Annotated in this window: 11 protein-coding genes, 3 tRNA genes and 1 pseudogene; 1 reads left to right on the plus strand and 14 read right to left on the minus strand. The window is 54.2% G+C overall.

Going from position 1 to position 14,820, the window contains the following annotated elements:
- Positions 1-56: 56 nt before the first annotated feature.
- The 8 genes from G5149_RS11955 to G5149_RS11990 form a co-directional block, all read right to left on the minus strand.
- Positions 57-1,580 carry a hypothetical protein gene (locus tag G5149_RS11955; RefSeq protein WP_421212495.1) on the minus strand — a complete coding sequence of 508 codons (1,524 nt, stop codon included), beginning with the start codon at positions 1,578-1,580 and terminating at the stop codon, positions 57-59.
- The gene (locus G5149_RS11960; RefSeq protein ID WP_408855169.1) at positions 1,580-3,700 is read right to left on the minus strand and encodes an HsdM family class I SAM-dependent methyltransferase; all 2,121 of its coding nucleotides are present in this window, start codon (positions 3,698-3,700) and stop codon (positions 1,580-1,582) included. Before G5149_RS11960 ends, G5149_RS11955 begins: the two co-directional genes overlap by 1 nt.
- 26 nt (positions 3,701-3,726) lie before the next feature.
- Positions 3,727-4,125, minus strand: coding sequence for a hypothetical protein (locus G5149_RS11965; RefSeq protein ID WP_408855170.1), 399 nt, complete (start codon positions 4,123-4,125; stop codon positions 3,727-3,729).
- A complete protein-coding gene (locus G5149_RS11970; protein WP_408855171.1) occupies positions 4,122-5,045 on the minus strand; it encodes a WYL domain-containing protein in 924 nt (307 codons plus the stop codon). Before G5149_RS11970 ends, G5149_RS11965 begins: the two co-directional genes overlap by 4 nt.
- Positions 5,046-5,393: 348 nt before the next feature.
- Positions 5,394-5,981 carry a hypothetical protein gene (locus tag G5149_RS11975; protein ID WP_421212496.1) on the minus strand — a complete coding sequence of 196 codons (588 nt, stop codon included), beginning with the start codon at positions 5,979-5,981 and terminating at the stop codon, positions 5,394-5,396.
- Positions 5,982-6,677: 696 nt separating this feature from the next.
- Positions 6,678-8,939 (minus strand): DUF5906 domain-containing protein, encoded by a 2,262-nt coding sequence (locus tag G5149_RS11980; RefSeq protein WP_408855173.1) that lies wholly within the window; start codon positions 8,937-8,939, stop codon positions 6,678-6,680.
- Positions 8,936-9,268 (minus strand): hypothetical protein, encoded by a 333-nt coding sequence (locus tag G5149_RS11985; protein WP_408855174.1) that lies wholly within the window; start codon positions 9,266-9,268, stop codon positions 8,936-8,938. Before G5149_RS11985 ends, G5149_RS11980 begins: the two co-directional genes overlap by 4 nt.
- A 10-nt stretch (positions 9,269-9,278) precedes the next feature.
- Positions 9,279-9,515, minus strand: coding sequence for a helix-turn-helix transcriptional regulator (locus tag G5149_RS11990; RefSeq protein ID WP_201922935.1), 237 nt, complete (start codon positions 9,513-9,515; stop codon positions 9,279-9,281).
- Positions 9,516-9,664: 149 nt separating this feature from the next.
- Between G5149_RS11990 and G5149_RS11995 the strand changes: the two are divergent.
- A pseudogene (locus G5149_RS11995) lies at positions 9,665-10,129 on the plus strand (ATP-binding protein); the annotation flags it as partial.
- 40 nt (positions 10,130-10,169) lie between these two features.
- Here the strand turns inward: G5149_RS11995 and G5149_RS12000 are convergent.
- The 6 genes from G5149_RS12000 to uvrC all read right to left on the minus strand — a co-directional run bounded on the left by G5149_RS12000 (position 10,170) and on the right by uvrC (position 14,745).
- Entirely contained in the window at positions 10,170-11,483 is a 1,314-nt protein-coding gene (locus G5149_RS12000; RefSeq protein ID WP_408855175.1) for a tyrosine-type recombinase/integrase, read from the minus strand.
- A 160-nt stretch (positions 11,484-11,643) separates the two neighbouring features.
- Positions 11,644-11,730 (minus strand) — tRNA-Leu (locus G5149_RS12005).
- A gap of 41 nt (positions 11,731-11,771) precedes the next feature.
- Positions 11,772-11,845: transfer RNA gene (locus G5149_RS12010), tRNA-Cys, on the minus strand.
- 35 nt (positions 11,846-11,880) lie between these two features.
- Positions 11,881-11,956, minus strand: a tRNA-Gly gene (locus tag G5149_RS12015).
- Between the two features lie 181 nt (positions 11,957-12,137).
- Entirely contained in the window at positions 12,138-12,692 is a 555-nt protein-coding gene (gene pgsA / locus G5149_RS12020) for a CDP-diacylglycerol--glycerol-3-phosphate 3-phosphatidyltransferase (protein WP_031227442.1), read from the minus strand.
- A 199-nt stretch (positions 12,693-12,891) separates the two neighbouring features.
- On the minus strand, positions 12,892-14,745 hold the full coding sequence (uvrC, locus tag G5149_RS12025) for an excinuclease ABC subunit UvrC (RefSeq protein WP_421212497.1): 1,854 nt from the start codon (positions 14,743-14,745) through the stop codon (positions 12,892-12,894).
- Positions 14,746-14,820 lie beyond the last annotated feature (75 nt).

Genomic DNA, 14,820 nt, shown 5'->3' on the forward strand with positions numbered 1-14,820 from the left:
CCCCGTGGCCAGCAAAGTACCCAAACGCGGGATCAAGGTGGATAGGGCACAACTCATCATTCCACCTCGGCCAGCGCCAGCAAACGGTAAAGCTCATCCAGATCGCTAAATAGCGCGGCACCGTCACCATCGATACCGTCCGTCTTCAAACGACTCAGGATCTTGCGATCCAGCGTATCGTTACCGACTTGTAGCGCTTGCTCGGCCGCGATCAATTGCGCTTCGGTAATTTGGCCTTCAATAAGATCCCCAACCAGGAGTTTTGCAGCATTAGTCAATTTGGCGGAATGTAAAAGCGCAAAATGCGTGTCTAACAAAGTTTGCCCGAGTCGCTCGCGCAGCGATGCATCAAACTCCGGCACAAATATTTGAAGTGGTACATCTTCGTCGATAGCAGGATAGGCACTGCCAGAATTCCACCGCATGAGCTGAGAGGTTGCATCATCGGTTCTTAGCCACGCATGATAAAAGGCTGCGTCAACTAACGATTCGAATCGGATCACACTAAACCCAGAGGTTGCCACCATCGGGATGTCTTGCTCGTCTTCAATTACAAAGCCAACATTTTTTCTGTTTGGTCTCACGGTCGAGACAAGTACATCACCATGCTTGACCGCTGTAGTTGCCCGAGAAGGAGCCTCTGATGTCAGAGTTTCGACTGGAACAATCGTGCCATTAGAGACATTGAGTCCACCAATCTCATAATAAAGAAAGCTATCGCTGGATTTTTTGTTCCAGCCTGGTTTAACAGCGAAAGCCATTTTGCCGAAATACTGACACCCACTCTCTTTCATCTTGCTGTCTAGCGCACGATGGTCTGGATGGAAGAAGGAACTATCTAATCGCGCTGAAAGCAGGATATCCGGCGACACGCGATAACTACTTTCCGCGTAATGACTGATCATCGGTTTGTACGCTGGCATTTCGCGAACAGTTTCTTCTTGCGCACTTGCCGCCCAAGCCCGCAACCGCTCAGCTTGGCGGACTTTGTCGCCGATGTATTTTTGGGCTAAAACATCGGCCGTATAAACATTGATATGCGGGATGGCATGCAAACTGACATGACTAAATATTGCCCCGCCGCTCAAGCGCTGGAGCTGCTTTTGACCAAATGGACTATTTAGATAAACGACTAAAAAGTCTCGATCAATTGGTGCTGTTTCAGAAAGCTTGATGCTGATGATGTCGGAAACAGAGTTTGCATATTTGTAAGGTGCGCAGCATAGAACTGCAGCAGCACCAACATCACCACTTTTATTGATCACAATGTCACCATCATCAACGCGACACTTTTTCCATTCGATATCCGCTTCTTTTGAGATGTACTTGGCATCCTCAATGTAAGCATGCAGACCTTTTACCTGCTTCGTCGAGATATAGGGAACAGCGTTTGGCGTGGTCGCTTCAACGTAGTCTTTTGCAATCGTCCCTGTAACACCAAGCTTTGGTTTCGATTTAAGGTAATGCGCCAATGTGGGTTGGTGCTCAACCTTTTTTACGTATGCAACGATTTCAGGGCTGTATGATTGGGCCGCAATGATCTCAATCAATTCATCTGGGCGATATCGTTTTGCAAACATCACTCACCCCGCTTGTAAGCGCCAACAATCTTGTCGAGGTCATTCGGCACGCCTGCCGAGTAGTCCTCGATATTGTTTTTCACCACATAGCCCAGCGTCTCAGCTACCGCCATAAACACATCACCTTGCGGCTCGGGCAGAAATTGTTCGGGCTGGTCTTTACTGGCATGGCGTTTTTGCAGATAGAGCACCGAAGTCTTGGCCCCCGTCCCCGAGAGCTTGAAGGTGTCCGCCGGCAGGGAGAGCACCGCCTTGACGATGGCCTTACCGCCGACAAACTGGCCAGTCTTTTCATCCTTTTTGCCCATGATGTACTCGCGCACATAGCGATCCCCTGAGTTACACAAGACCCCATCGGGCAACACAATCAGCAAGCGACCACCGGGTTTGAGCATCTGCAGACAACGGTCGATAAACAGCACGGCGGGATCGATGGTCGCGCCCACTGGCTTCCAATTGCCCTTGCTATCGGGCTTGCTGCCCAACGCCAAACCACTGGTGGTCGGGAACAAGTTGTAGACAGGTTTCTTGCCAGTAGAGACATTGCGCAGATCGGAGCGATAACCCGGCCACTGTGGCTCCCCTTTCTCATCCAGATAGTGGTCGCCAGTATCTTGCCAACTCTTCTTCACATGATCGAAATAGGGTACATACTCCAGTTTCTGCTCGGTCGGGCGAAAGCCCCCCAACACTTGCTCCATCTGAGCTTCGTAGCGCGCTTTCGATTCCTTACCCTTTTTATCGCTGGTGAACTTGGGCGTGCCAAACGGCGGGTTGGTGCAGATCAAATCAAAGCTGTTGGGCTTGAACGCCTTGGTTGTAAGCGAGTTGTCGGTATAGAAAATTTTGGCCTTGGGAGCCCCTTGCAGCGCCATATTGACCCGGGCCAGCATCACCATACGTGGCGCGGCATCGGCACCGGTAAACGCGGTATCGCGCAGGGTCTGTTTGAGATTCTGTTTCTGGGCATTGCTCATCCCCCCCAAGTGGTCAACCACGCTTTCGATATGGCTGAGGGCCACTGAGCCAAAGCCAAAAGAGCCGCAAGTGGGATCGCAAAACCGGAAGGCACCGGAGGTGAGTTGCTCCATCGCGGCGTTGTCTTGCTGAATATCGTACATGGCAATTTCCAGCATGGCCTGTTTGACCGGATTGGGGGTGAGGTACACCCCTAGGCCGCCTTTGGATTCAAAGTTGGCGCGCAAAAACACATCAAACACCCGCCCCAGCAAATCGCCCGCCACATCGGCCAGAGTGCCAACCTCTTTGCCTGCGATGACACGGCCCTGGTTATCGGTTACCGGCCCCAGATCTTGCATTGCCTCCAGCAAGGTGCGGTAGTTTTCTGGTTTCGCCAAGCGCAAATGAGCATCTTCCGGGAAGATAGCATTACGGCTACCGTCATCGCTGACCACCACATAATCTTCGTGGGCCTTGAACGCTTCGAATGCGGCCCTGATTTGCTCGACGGCCTTATCCCCGTGCTTGGCTACATAGCGGTGGTCAAACACTTCGCGAAAACGCAGAGTTTGGCCGTCATGGTCGGTAAAGCTGAGTTCATCGCCATGATGGACACGGAAGGTTTCAAGGAACAGCAGCTTGGCCACTTCTTCGATGATATCGTTCTTGTCATTGACACGGTCTTTAACCGTTTGGAACACCTGCTCGTGGAAGGCATCAAAGCGGTGCATCAAACGGGTGTAGATACGCATTGACCAGCGGAAGGTCGGGTCTTTCTCCAACTTTTCATAGTTGCGGATCAGCTCAATTGACGGCACTTCATCCACCGAGTGAGTACCGTCACTGCCATCGACACCAAACAGGCTGAAGCAGCGCTTGTTTTTGTCATCTTGTAGATGGGCAAAGACTGGCCAATCACCTTGCACACTGCCCAACAGCTCATAGGCCAGCAGATCCAGTTTATCCTCGCGAGAGTAGTCCCAATGACCTGACTCCAGAGCGATCAATAATACCGGTGGCGTTTGGTTACCCTGATCAATGCCCCAGACCAGGCCTGCTTGCAGGAAATCATGGCCACTCTTGAGCGGGGTATGTTCTGTATAGTCTCGATATTGGGTACGGATGGTTTGATATAGCTGATCCAGTGTCGGTGTTGCCATGGGTCTTCAATTCCTAGTTAGTCTGTTCAAGCCAGCTTCAGCAGCGGGCCTTTTAATTCGAGTCGGTTATCTTGTTGCGCGGCACTTCGCAGCATGGGCTCTGTCGCCAACATACCTGTTGGCAATTTACTGATAAGTTGCACTAATGGCATGGGACGCCCCGCTTTTTGCAACAATGCGACCAATTCATCAGCCAGGGTTGGTGTGGAAAGGCTTTGATGTTCACGTAACGTCCAAGCTCTCTCTCCACCGGGCAACTCACAGTGCTGCAGTGGCGAAACACAAGAGAGCCAGAGCCTCAGCTGGGCGATACTCCACCCCAGCTGATGCCATTGAGGACCATACTCCATCCAGAGTTGTTCTGACGTGACAGCCCCCCCCTTCAAGCTGGGCAAAATAAGCTGGAATACATCTGTCGTGTTCATGCGCCACCCTCGCCCATGTCATGGAATGGAGAGGGAGCAGGAGCGCGGTAGCCGGGCGCAAGGGTGGCATTGACTACACCGTACAAGGCAAGGGGATCTCGAAGCCACAAGTGATATTCATCGCCTCGCAGGGAGTGATCTGGCGAGCAATCCACACCCCATTTACGCAATATATAGCCGGCAGTCGCAGCACGTAGTTTGACCTTTAGGATGCCCCCTTGCATGGCATAGTCCATTGCAGTGATCTCGGGTCTAGGCTGATCTGGATGAGGTACCAGCTCCAGCTCAACAACACGGTTCCATTGAATATCTTGCTCGCTACGTTCATGAGCAACCACCGCCTGCCCTTCAAGCACGCTCGGATGCCGAATGCGGGTGATGACGAAATCACGAAATTCTTGAGTCTTACGGTCAAAAGCCCGGACATGCCAACGCAAGCCATTGTCGTTCAAGGCAAAAGGAACGATTTCCCGCACTGTTTTTCCATTGGAAATCGAGTGATAGTCAATGCGAAGTGGTACCGCTTGATGAATTGCCCGCGTCACACAGGCAAGGACATCCAAGTCAGGGTGAGTCAATCGTGATGGGTTATCACTGACAACCCATGCCTTAAGGATACTGGGTTCCCCATCGCCAAATCCCTGGGTCAACCACGACAACACCCGCGCCACCGGAAAGTCAAAAACCGGCCTGAATGCAGGACCTAGCACATAAGACTTTCCCTTGATGTCGTAGTCGATATTGCCAGGCGCCAGCTCTTTATAAAGGGCCAGGTCACGGGATGCTGCCGCTGACTGAATACCAAATCGCGATACCAGATCTTGGCGACGCATTTCCCCAAGGAAGCGTATACGCAGCTCTACAAACGCGAGTCGGTCGCGTTGTGGCTGAGTCAGTGCTGCCAGTTGATCTTTCAGCATTAATAAAGGCTCATTTGAATTTACTTACCCTATCTATTGGGTGCAGTATATCGACAGCCATAGAATGAGTCCAACGCATCTCAATGGTACCAATATGTGTTGCATTATGATCACTATTTAATTGTGTATCTGAGTGATGTCTTGCCTCAAGTGACTGATATGTAATCATTATCAATATGATTTGTGCATCACCAGCACTTGAAAATTTACAGGATACTAGATGGACCTACCGACCCTAGAGCGCAAGCGTGGCTCGTACACCGCGAACCTGCTTGGAAACATCAGAAGCCACCTGGCGGGACTTCAGGGCTATGACGTCATGGCCTTGTAACGCTAGCCCTGAAACGTTTATTCACTCCTACCAGTTTTGTCATCCTTAATCACATCGCCGTCTTCATCCCTGTTGGGTGGATTCACAAACGTGACTGTCGATTTCACCTGCATGCTTCCGTGGTGAACGCCCGAGTTTTCTCGCCGCCCCCCATCGCCATACTTCTTGGGAGCCAGCTTTGAGGCCAGCCATTTACGAGCATCGATCTGCAGGCGGGCACGAGCAATCACATCATGGTTAACTTTCACGTTCCCGTTGGCGTCGAGGAAGGTGTCATTACTGCCGTCATCGGCAATTTGGAGGATCTCGTCGGCCAGTTTGTCGGCCAGATCCTCGCGCGCGCACGCGTACTGGTCCCTAAAATCTATGTAGCGTTCATCAGCCAACCAGCGCATCACCATGGATTTGGACGGCATGCCCGGACGAGCCAACACTGCGCGTAGACTCACCCCATCAGCAATGGCGCTACATATGGCCTCCCCCAACTCGTTTGTGTATGCGCTCCGACGGCCTCTTGTTACCGTCTTGGGATTCGACGTATTGGTTTCCACAGTGGAAACCTGAGGAGTGAAAACTGGGCTCATAACTTCAGTTGTGGCATTCACATGTTCAGCTCCACTTATAGGTGCCTGAGGTATACCTGAAGATGAGGTAGCGTTAACGGGTGTTGTGACTCTTGACCATTTGTGCGTCTTGGCCCACTTGTTAATGGCGGTATGTGAAATGCCGTGATCTAGCGCTATCTGGCGCACACTCTGGCGGCCAGCACAGTACGCGAGTTCGATACCGTACCAGTCTGGGGAATCTGTTGAATGCATAGGGGAATAGATCATAGGAGACCAATATTTACGAGGAGGCAGGTAGATATCCAGCCCTACAGGGGGAGTCCCGTCAGTGCAAACGCAACTGTGTGTGGCAAGAAGTTGTCTGTGATAGTCACTTGGTCACTGTTTTGATAAACATCCCGCAATCATTGGGCTAGCAGCAAGTGACCGTTATTTTTCATAGTCTCTGGGAGTCACTCACATCACTCTTTTGAGCACTGCTTTCACTGATCCACTCATTGCGTCATCTCCCATCTGTCATCCATCAAGAAGCATCAGGGCAGTGACCCAGTGACAAACAGTGACCATGAATCAATGTTGGTCACTGCATCCCAACCCGGGCAGGACAAGGCATTCACACAGTAAAGTGACTCAGTGACTATGAAATGGGGTATGCCCCCTCCCCTCAAGTTAGAAAAAAAGGCCCCGCAAGGAGCCTTCTTGTCATCGCCGTTTGGCCTCATTAAGTCATATGGCCTACAGGGCCCGCGGAAGGTACTCCTCTGCCTGTTCGGTGAGTACAACATTGGTTTGAGTGTGACCATTGGTCTTGTGCGTTTTGTACTCCGCGCCCAGCTCCTTTGCAGCCTGTTTGACGGCTTTGCTGAATGAATTAAGCGAGAGTGGGCGGTTCAAGCCGTGGTACTCCAGGTAAGCCAGGTAGAGGTGATAAAGGAATTTTCTCGGCTCCTTCATCAAAGCGACATTTCCCCCCATATAGAGCCCCTTCGGCTCAGCCAGAAACGCCAAGGTGGCGCAAAAGTCGAGTACGTGGTCAGCCTCGCGCTTCACCGCCAGCGCATCAGCACCATCCCGTTGCTCCTCCAGCAGACGCTTGGCCAGGTCAGGGTCGGCAAACCGGGTCAGCAGATGGCGAATGATCACCGGTAACTCAGCGGCAATCTTGTCGCCAAGCGCCCCATCCCGATCAGCAGATGCCACCACCCGCCCGAAATGGAAGATAACCCGGCGACGAGCGATCCCCCCGTTGCGTTCGTTAAACACCATCGGCACGTTGTTGGTGGCCAGCAACACAGCTGGGATCCGGGTGCTGAAAATCGTCTTGCCTTTAGGGTTGACCGATACTTTATCGCCGCCAGTGATCGCCTTGAGCACATGGCCATCGCCAACGTACGAAGGTTGGTCCGGCAACAAGATCAGGCGTTTGTCCCAGACGTTCTCCAGACCAAAGTTGCTCTCGAGCAGCTTCATCGAGCTACTACCCACGTTTTCTTGGCCCACCAGCAGTTCGCACAGTGTCGCCATGACCGATTTGCCACTGCCGCCTTCCCCCGTTACCTCCAGGAACAGTTGCCAGTCGTAGCGATTCGCCAGCACCATGAACAGCGCCGCTTTAATGCGATCCATCTTGGCCGCATCATTGTCAGTTGCGTAGCTCAGCCACTTCATGAAGTGGGGGGCACAATGCTCCAGGGTTTCCCCCACCAGAGGCTCGCTGTACTCGATTCCGTTGTGAGTCAGCAAACCATCGGCGAGGGAATGCGGGCGAAATGCGTGGAGCACTAGGTCATAGACCCCATTGGCAAAACCAATCAGGTTGAGCGCCGGACGCGGTATTTCATCAAGGCCCAGTTTCATGGTATCCACTGCAGTGTTGATCATCCGGGCACTGTAGTATTTGGCGCCTTGCTGCTTAAACATTGCCGTCATACGGCGCGCAAGCAACGCATCCGGCATCGGCTCCCACAGGCTGCCGGTGTAACGGTACACCAGGTTCGTGGCGACATTGATAGCCAAGGTTCCCAGACTAGAGGCGAGAGCCTCCCCGCGCTGGCAGGCACTCATCTGATCCAGCAGCACCGCGTCGTCCTGCTCGGGGCGCAGAGAAACAACATTGGCCGCCAGCAGAGAACCTGTTTTTTGGCTGCCCTTCTTATCGGCCAACAGTTGACGTTTCGGCGGGGCTTGGCGTGGCTCCTGCATCCCCTTCTGGTGCGCACTGGCAATAGTAGCCTTGACCTCCTGTACAGATTGGCCAGACGCCATGCCAGCAGCAAACAACTGACGCTCAGCGTCGGCGCGGCAGATTTCTCCGCCAGCGACCAGTTGCGCCACCCCCAGCGCCTCCCGGTTGAGTGTCTCGTTCCGGCTCCCCATCGGCGCGCTGACAATCGCCTCACAGGCACTCGTCAACGCTCTCTCGCCATAGCGGCTGGTCTCTGCGGAGCTGACCATGGGGGCCAGCACCTTTGGCTCATGCTTGGGTTTGGTGATCCAAGCCAACAAGATGGCAGGAGCCTCCGGCAGAGCGGCCAGTTGGGGGATGGTATCGCCGCGCAGCACCTTACCGGCTTTGATGTAGATCAGCTGATTGCCGGTCTTCACATCTACGCCGGCCAGTCCATTCGCGTTGTTGACGCTCTGCTTCAAGCTGGCAAGGTCTACCGCAGCAGGCAAGCGGAACAGCCAATGATACGAACCGTCCGGCTGACTATCGGTGAGCATCCGGTACTGGATCGGGAGCGTCTCATTGGGCAATCCGAGCATCGCCAGCAGATCCCTGGGGTGCGGCGCCTCGGGTACCTTGTTACCGTCCAGGTCCAGCAGGACCATTTCATCCAAGCGAACACCAAACAGGGTGTCATCCTCATGCACCATGGAGGACGGGTAGCGCTGCTCATTGCCATAGGGTTTCGGGTTGCCGTTGTCCTGATACGGAATGACAGCGTGGCCGTTGGCCTCGATATTTGCAGCCTTGGCTTGCAGGGTGGCGTTCATACCGTACCCCCTACCACGCGCAGCATGGCACGCTTGTGATCGAACAGTGACACGCCGTCATCGTTCTCATAGGCTTCCTGAAGGCGGTGCATTTCCTCGATGCGCGCGCTGTTGGTGCTAGGGGAAGCACCATACAGGGCGAACTGGCCACAAATAGCATCCCTGCTAATTATCCCCGACTTTGCGCGGCACAGGCTTTTGCTTGCCAGCGAGCGTGCAGGTGCTACGATCTCGGGGTCAGATTCCACAATCAGACCCCGCTCAAACTGATAGATCGAAGAGGCCACCGTACCATGGCGGCTCTTTTTTGCGTAATTGGTGACTGTCATCCTCGCCTCCTTACGCCTCACGGCGCTTCTGAATCTGGGCGATGAGCCAGGCTTCCAACTCCTCTTCAACCCAACCAACGGCTTTTGCGCCGATGGACACAGGTTTGGGAAAGGTCGGGTCATAAACATTGGGGCACTTCGGATTGGGACGCATTTTGGCGTAGATGGTTGAGCGGGAGAGTCCGGTACGGGCTTCAACCTCATTACGGCGAATAATGGTCAGAGTGGGTTTGCTTTCTTTAGCCATGTTAGTTATTCCCTGTCATGCACTGGAACAAAATGCACCAGCATGGCTCCTTATTTTTATCATCTCGCAACAAATCCCTAGCCCTACAGGGGTGAACCCTGTCAGAGACGCACTTGACAAGGGAAATCAAATGACGAATTGGTGTGGATGACTTCCGGGAACAGAAGTGCACTCTGCTGCTGATCGGCGGAACCGGGACGGGTAAAAACCACCAGGCCATCGCCTTGGGACGCAATGCCGTACGCCGGGGCAAGCGAGAGCGTTTCTACACTGTGGTGGGTCTGGTCAACTAATTGGAGCAGGAGAAGGCGGCAGGCAAAACCGGGCAGCTTGCCAACCGGTTGGTCAATGTCGATGCGGTGATCCTGGACGAACTGGGCTATCTACCGTTTGCCGAAAGCGGAGGGGTCCTGCTGTTTCACCTGATCAGCAAGCTGTGCAAGTGCACCAGCGTGCTCCTGACCACCAATCTGGACTTCAGTGAATGGAGCAAGGTATTTACGGATAAGAAGATGACGACGGCCATGCCGGATAGGATCACCCATCACTGCGAGATCATCGAGACAGGAAACGACTCCTACCGCTTCAAACAGAGGATGAAATCAGCCAGCTAACCCTGGTCAATTTGGGTCCCTGATTGACAACCCGATCCACCTATGCAGACAGACTATTTGGCAAGTGAATCACATTGCTCTCCATCCCGGAAAATTCATGAGGTGGCACGTAGTGATTCTTGCAACTGTCCAGCCAGTCAGCCCACCATTGCACCATCTGCTGGCGCTGGGCGATGAATTCAGCTAAGTGAATATAAGCAGCACGAACTCCGTTACGTTCCTTGTGGCTCATTTGCCGTTCAATAGCATCCTTACTCCATTGGCCAGACTCAAGTAGCGCGCTGCATGCCATCGCCCGGAAACCATGCCCGCATAGCTCAACCTTGGTGTTATACCCCAGTCGGCGCAAGACTGCATTGACGGTATTTTCACTCATGGGTTTCGATACATCATGGTCACCGGCAAAAACCAGATCAAAGCGCCCGGTCAAAGGGCGGATCGCCTCAATCACTGCCAATGCTTGGCGAGACAGCGGCACAATATGGGGCTCTCGCATCTTGGCACCACGATGCGAGTATTTAACCCCTTCAATGGGGTCACGAGACGCCGGGATCGTCCAGATTGCTCGATCCATATCGAGTTCATCCCAACGCATGAAGCGTAATTCACTCGAACGTACAAAGGTAAGTAACGTTAATCGTACCGCCAGTACCGTCAGCAGGCGTCCCTTATATCCATGCAGTCTCCGCAGAAAATCAGGAATATCTTGCAGTGGTAACGCAGGGTGGTGCTTGCCTTTGCGAACAGACAACGCCCCCGTCAAATCAGCGGCAGGATTGCTATCAATCAACCCTGTTTGCACTGCATAACGCATGATGCCGTTGATGTGTTGCCGCACTCGTCCGGCCAGATCAAGCGCATCTCGCTGCTCTATCATGCGCAATGGAACAAGCAGGTCACGAGTCTTGAGTTCGGCAACGGGGCAATGGCCAATAGACGGAAACACGTCAGCTTCAAGCCGGGTCAAGATACGTGAAGCGTGATCGGAGGACCACTTGCCAGCATTTTTTGCATGCCATTCACGGGCAACAGCCTCAAAACTATTCGCTTGTTTGCGGGTGATGTCGTTACGCAACTGCTGCTTATGAACGACAGGGTCGATACCCTTGGCTAACAAATTTCGTGCGGCAGCGTGCTTGGCACGGGCCTCCGTCAACGACAGGATGGGGTAGTCGCCAAACGCCATCAGCCCTGCCTTACCATCTGGCTTGGTAAACTTGAAGCGCCACGAACGGGTACCGTTCTTTTTGACCAATAAGTGCAAGCCATTACCATCGAACAGGGAATAGTCTTTTTCTCGCGGGCGGGCATTGCGACACTCGGTATCAGACAAGGGTTTGGTAGTTCGCGGCATTGGTATACGACTCCTTTATCGAATCGATGTATACCTAAGCGTATACCAATTTATAGCGGATGTGTTAGGAATGACTCGGAATGTTCTGGACGTAAAAAAACCAGAGACGTTGAATTCACTGGTTTTTTTGAACTTTTTCGGAATACTTTGGAAGTATTAATGGTGCCCGAGGCCGGAATCGAACCGGCACGACGCGAACGTCGAGGGATTTTAAATCCCTTGTGTCTACCGATTTCACCACTCGGGCACCGCAATCGGTATCAAGCTCGCGTGGCGGGCTTGTCAATATGGAGGCACGTTCCGGAGTCGAACCGGACTAAACGGATTTGCAATCCGCTGCATAACCGCTTTGCTAACGCGCCATGCAAAAGAGAGTTGGTTCTCTATTGTCTGAATTTGGAGCGGGAAACGAGACTCGAACTCGCGACCCCGACCTTGGCAAGGTCGTGCTCTACCAACTGAGCTATTCCCGCATTGGTCTGGCTGACTGCCTGACTACGAGGACGCATTCTAGCGATGTTCCTCGCTCAGTCAACCAGAAATATTTAATCACCTGATCGTTCGGGCATTTTTTGCCCTTTTTGAACAGTTTTAGCGCCTTTGCCCGTTTCCTGCCTCAAATCAGCGGAAACCTCACCTTGCGGCGCAAGTGACTCACAGGTTAGCGTGGTGGGTCAGATCGCCCCAGGCTGCCTTCATGTACTGGAACATCGACCAGAAGGTGAGCACTGTAGCGACATAGAGCATCACATAGGCGAGCCATACCATCCAGACGTTATATTGCCAAATCAGACCGGTGAGCGACACCATCTGGATCATGGTCTTCCACTTGCCAATCCAGCTGACCGCCACCGAGGAGCGTTTGCCGAGCTCGGCCATCCACTCACGCAGGGCGGAGATGATGATCTCGCGGCCAATCATGGTCATGGCGGGGATGGTCACCCAGATGGTGTTGTAGTGTTCGACGATAACCACCAGTGCGGCGGCGACCATGATCTTGTCGGCAACCGGGTCAAGGAAGGCGCCAAAGGCGGTGGACTGATTGAGCTTGCGAGCCAGATAGCCATCAAACCAGTCGGTGGCAGCGGCCAGAATAAAGATGATGGCGGCAGCCAGATAGGACCATTGATAAGGCAGATAGAACAGGATGACGAAGACGGGAATGAGCAAAATCCGGAAAAACGTCAACAGGTTAGGTATATTTGTCATTATTTTCAGCCACTTCTTGTACGTCGCTACATAGTGCGCCAAAGCCGATTTGCGATGCAACCGCACTGGCGCCCGTCTTGGTCTTTTTAATCCATCAATCTTCTCAAAATCCGAGGGCCATTATGGCATTTACGGCCCCCCCGCGTCACGGCTCTTGTGCATCAAGGAGTTAGCGATTTTGCCATGCTGCTAACCCTGCTCAGGCGCTGTGCAAGCCATCGTGGATGGTCTGGGCCAGCTCCTGACTGATGCCGGGTACCTTGGCCAGTTCATCCACGCTCGCCTTTTTAACCTCCTGCAGGCCGCCCAGATATTTGAGCAGCGCCTGCCGCCGCTTTGGCCCCACCCCCGGAATATCCTCCAGCGTGCTGCTGGTGCGGGCCTTGGCCCGTCTGGCACGGTGGCCGGTAATGGCAAAACGGTGGGATTCATCGCGAATATGCTGAATAAGGTGCAAAGCGGGCATATCTGCCGGCAAATGCAGCTCTTCGTGGCTCTCCCCCATGATGAGAGTTTCCAACCCCGCCTTGCGGGTGACCCCCTTGGCAATCCCCACCAGCAGCGGATATTTACCGCCGAGAAACTCCAGCTGACGGGCCAGGATCTCTTCGGCGCGACGCAACTGACCGAGGCCACCGTCAATAAACAGCACATCAGGCACCTTGTCCGGCTCCTGCTGCTTGCCAAAGCGGCGCTCCAGCGCCTGCTCCATGGCCGCGTAGTCATCACCACCGGTGATGCCGTCGATGTTGAAACGACGATATTCCGATGAGAGCGGCCCCTCCCGGTTGAACACCACGCAAGAGGCCACGGTGCGCTCCCCCATGGTGTGGGAGATATCGAAACACTCCATGCGGGCGATGGGACGCTCCAGCTCCAGCAGCTCTTCCAGCTGGTCGTAGCGGGCGGTGATGGTGCTCTTGTGAGCCAGCCGCGAGCGCAGCGCCGTCTCGGCGTTGATGGAGGCGAGCTTGATAAAGCGGGCCCGTTCGGCGCGGGTACGGCTCACCACCCGCACCTTGTAGCCTGCGGTCTGGCTGAGTGTCTCGGCGATGACGCTCTCGTCCTCAAGGGCCACATCGAGCAGCACCTCGCTCGGGATCTGCCGCCCCCCCTGCCCCGACAGATAGAACTGCAGCAGGAAGGATTGCACCACCTCATCAAGCTGGGTATCAGCAGGCACTTTCGGGAAGTAGCTGCGTGAGCCGAGCACCTTGCCCTGACGGATAAAGAGCACGTGGATGCAAGCAGCACCTTGCTGGAAGGCGACCCCCACCACATCCAGCTCGTCCAGTACGTTGCCGCTCACCGACTGCTGTTCGGTGACCCGGCGCAGCGCCAGGATCTGATCCCGGTAGCGGGCCGCCTCTTCAAAGCGCAGATCGCCGCTGGCAGACTCCATCTTGCCCACCAGCTCGCCAATCACCTGCTGGTTCTTGCCCGCCAGAAACAGTTTGGCAAGCTCCACCTGCTGGGCATATTCGGCCTCGCTCACCAACCCGGGTACGCAAGGGCCAGCGCAACGCTTGAGCTGATAGAGCAGACAGGGACGGGTGCGGTTGGCATAGACCGCATCCTCGCACTGGCGTACCGGAAATATTTTCTGCATCAGATGCAAACTCTCACGCACCGCGCCGCCAGAGGGGTACGGGCCGAAGTACTCCCCCTTCACCTTGCGGGCGCCGCGATGGACGCCGATACGCGGATGCTGGTGCGCGGTGATGATGATCCAGGGGTAGGATTTGTCGTCCCGCAGCAGCACGTTGTAACGGGGCTGGTACTGCTTGATCAGGTTGTGCTCGAGGATCAGCGCCTCGGTCTCGGTGTGGGTGACGGTGACCTGGATATCGGCGATCTGTCGCACCAGGGTGCGGGTCTTGATGCTGTCGACGTTGGTGCGAAAGTAGGAGGCGAGCCGCTTTTTCAGATCCTTGGCCTTGCCCACGTAGATCACGGTGCCACCGCTGTCATACATGCGGTAAACGCCACTTTGATGGGTGACGGCGCTCAAAAACGCCTTGCTGTCGAAGAGAGGTTCGGGAGAGAGGGTCATCAGCTACTCGGCTCACACAAAGGCAAAAATTGACGGGCAGAGCATACTGCCCTCGCCGCCCGAAAAGCAAAGGGG

The sequence above is a fragment of the Aeromonas sp. 600479 genome, from assembly GCF_049175515.1.
In the GTDB taxonomy this organism is placed as follows: domain Bacteria; phylum Pseudomonadota; class Gammaproteobacteria; order Enterobacterales; family Aeromonadaceae; genus Aeromonas; species Aeromonas veronii_A.

Bases quoted from the DNA above. Each gene is read 5' to 3' on its own strand.
- G5149_RS11955 (WP_421212495.1), bottom strand. From the start codon at position 1,580: ATGTTTGCAAAACGATATCGCCCAGATGAATTGATTGAGATCATTGCG.
- G5149_RS11960 (WP_408855169.1), bottom strand. From the start codon at position 3,700: ATGGCAACACCGACACTGGATCAGCTATATCAAACCATCCGTACCCAA.
- G5149_RS11965 (WP_408855170.1), bottom strand. From the start codon at position 4,125: ATGAACACGACAGATGTATTCCAGCTTATTTTGCCCAGCTTGAAGGGG.
- G5149_RS11970 (WP_408855171.1), bottom strand. From the start codon at position 5,045: ATGCTGAAAGATCAACTGGCAGCACTGACTCAGCCACAACGCGACCGA.
- G5149_RS11980 (WP_408855173.1), bottom strand. From the start codon at position 8,939: ATGAACGCCACCCTGCAAGCCAAGGCTGCAAATATCGAGGCCAACGGC.
- G5149_RS11985 (WP_408855174.1), bottom strand. From the start codon at position 9,268: ATGACAGTCACCAATTACGCAAAAAAGAGCCGCCATGGTACGGTGGCC.
- G5149_RS11990 (WP_201922935.1), bottom strand. From the start codon at position 9,515: ATGGCTAAAGAAAGCAAACCCACTCTGACCATTATTCGCCGTAATGAG.
- G5149_RS12000 (WP_408855175.1), bottom strand. From the start codon at position 11,483: ATGCCGCGAACTACCAAACCCTTGTCTGATACCGAGTGTCGCAATGCC.
- pgsA (WP_031227442.1), bottom strand. From the start codon at position 12,692: ATGACAAATATACCTAACCTGTTGACGTTTTTCCGGATTTTGCTCATT.
- uvrC (WP_421212497.1), bottom strand. From the start codon at position 14,745: ATGACCCTCTCTCCCGAACCTCTCTTCGACAGCAAGGCGTTTTTGAGC.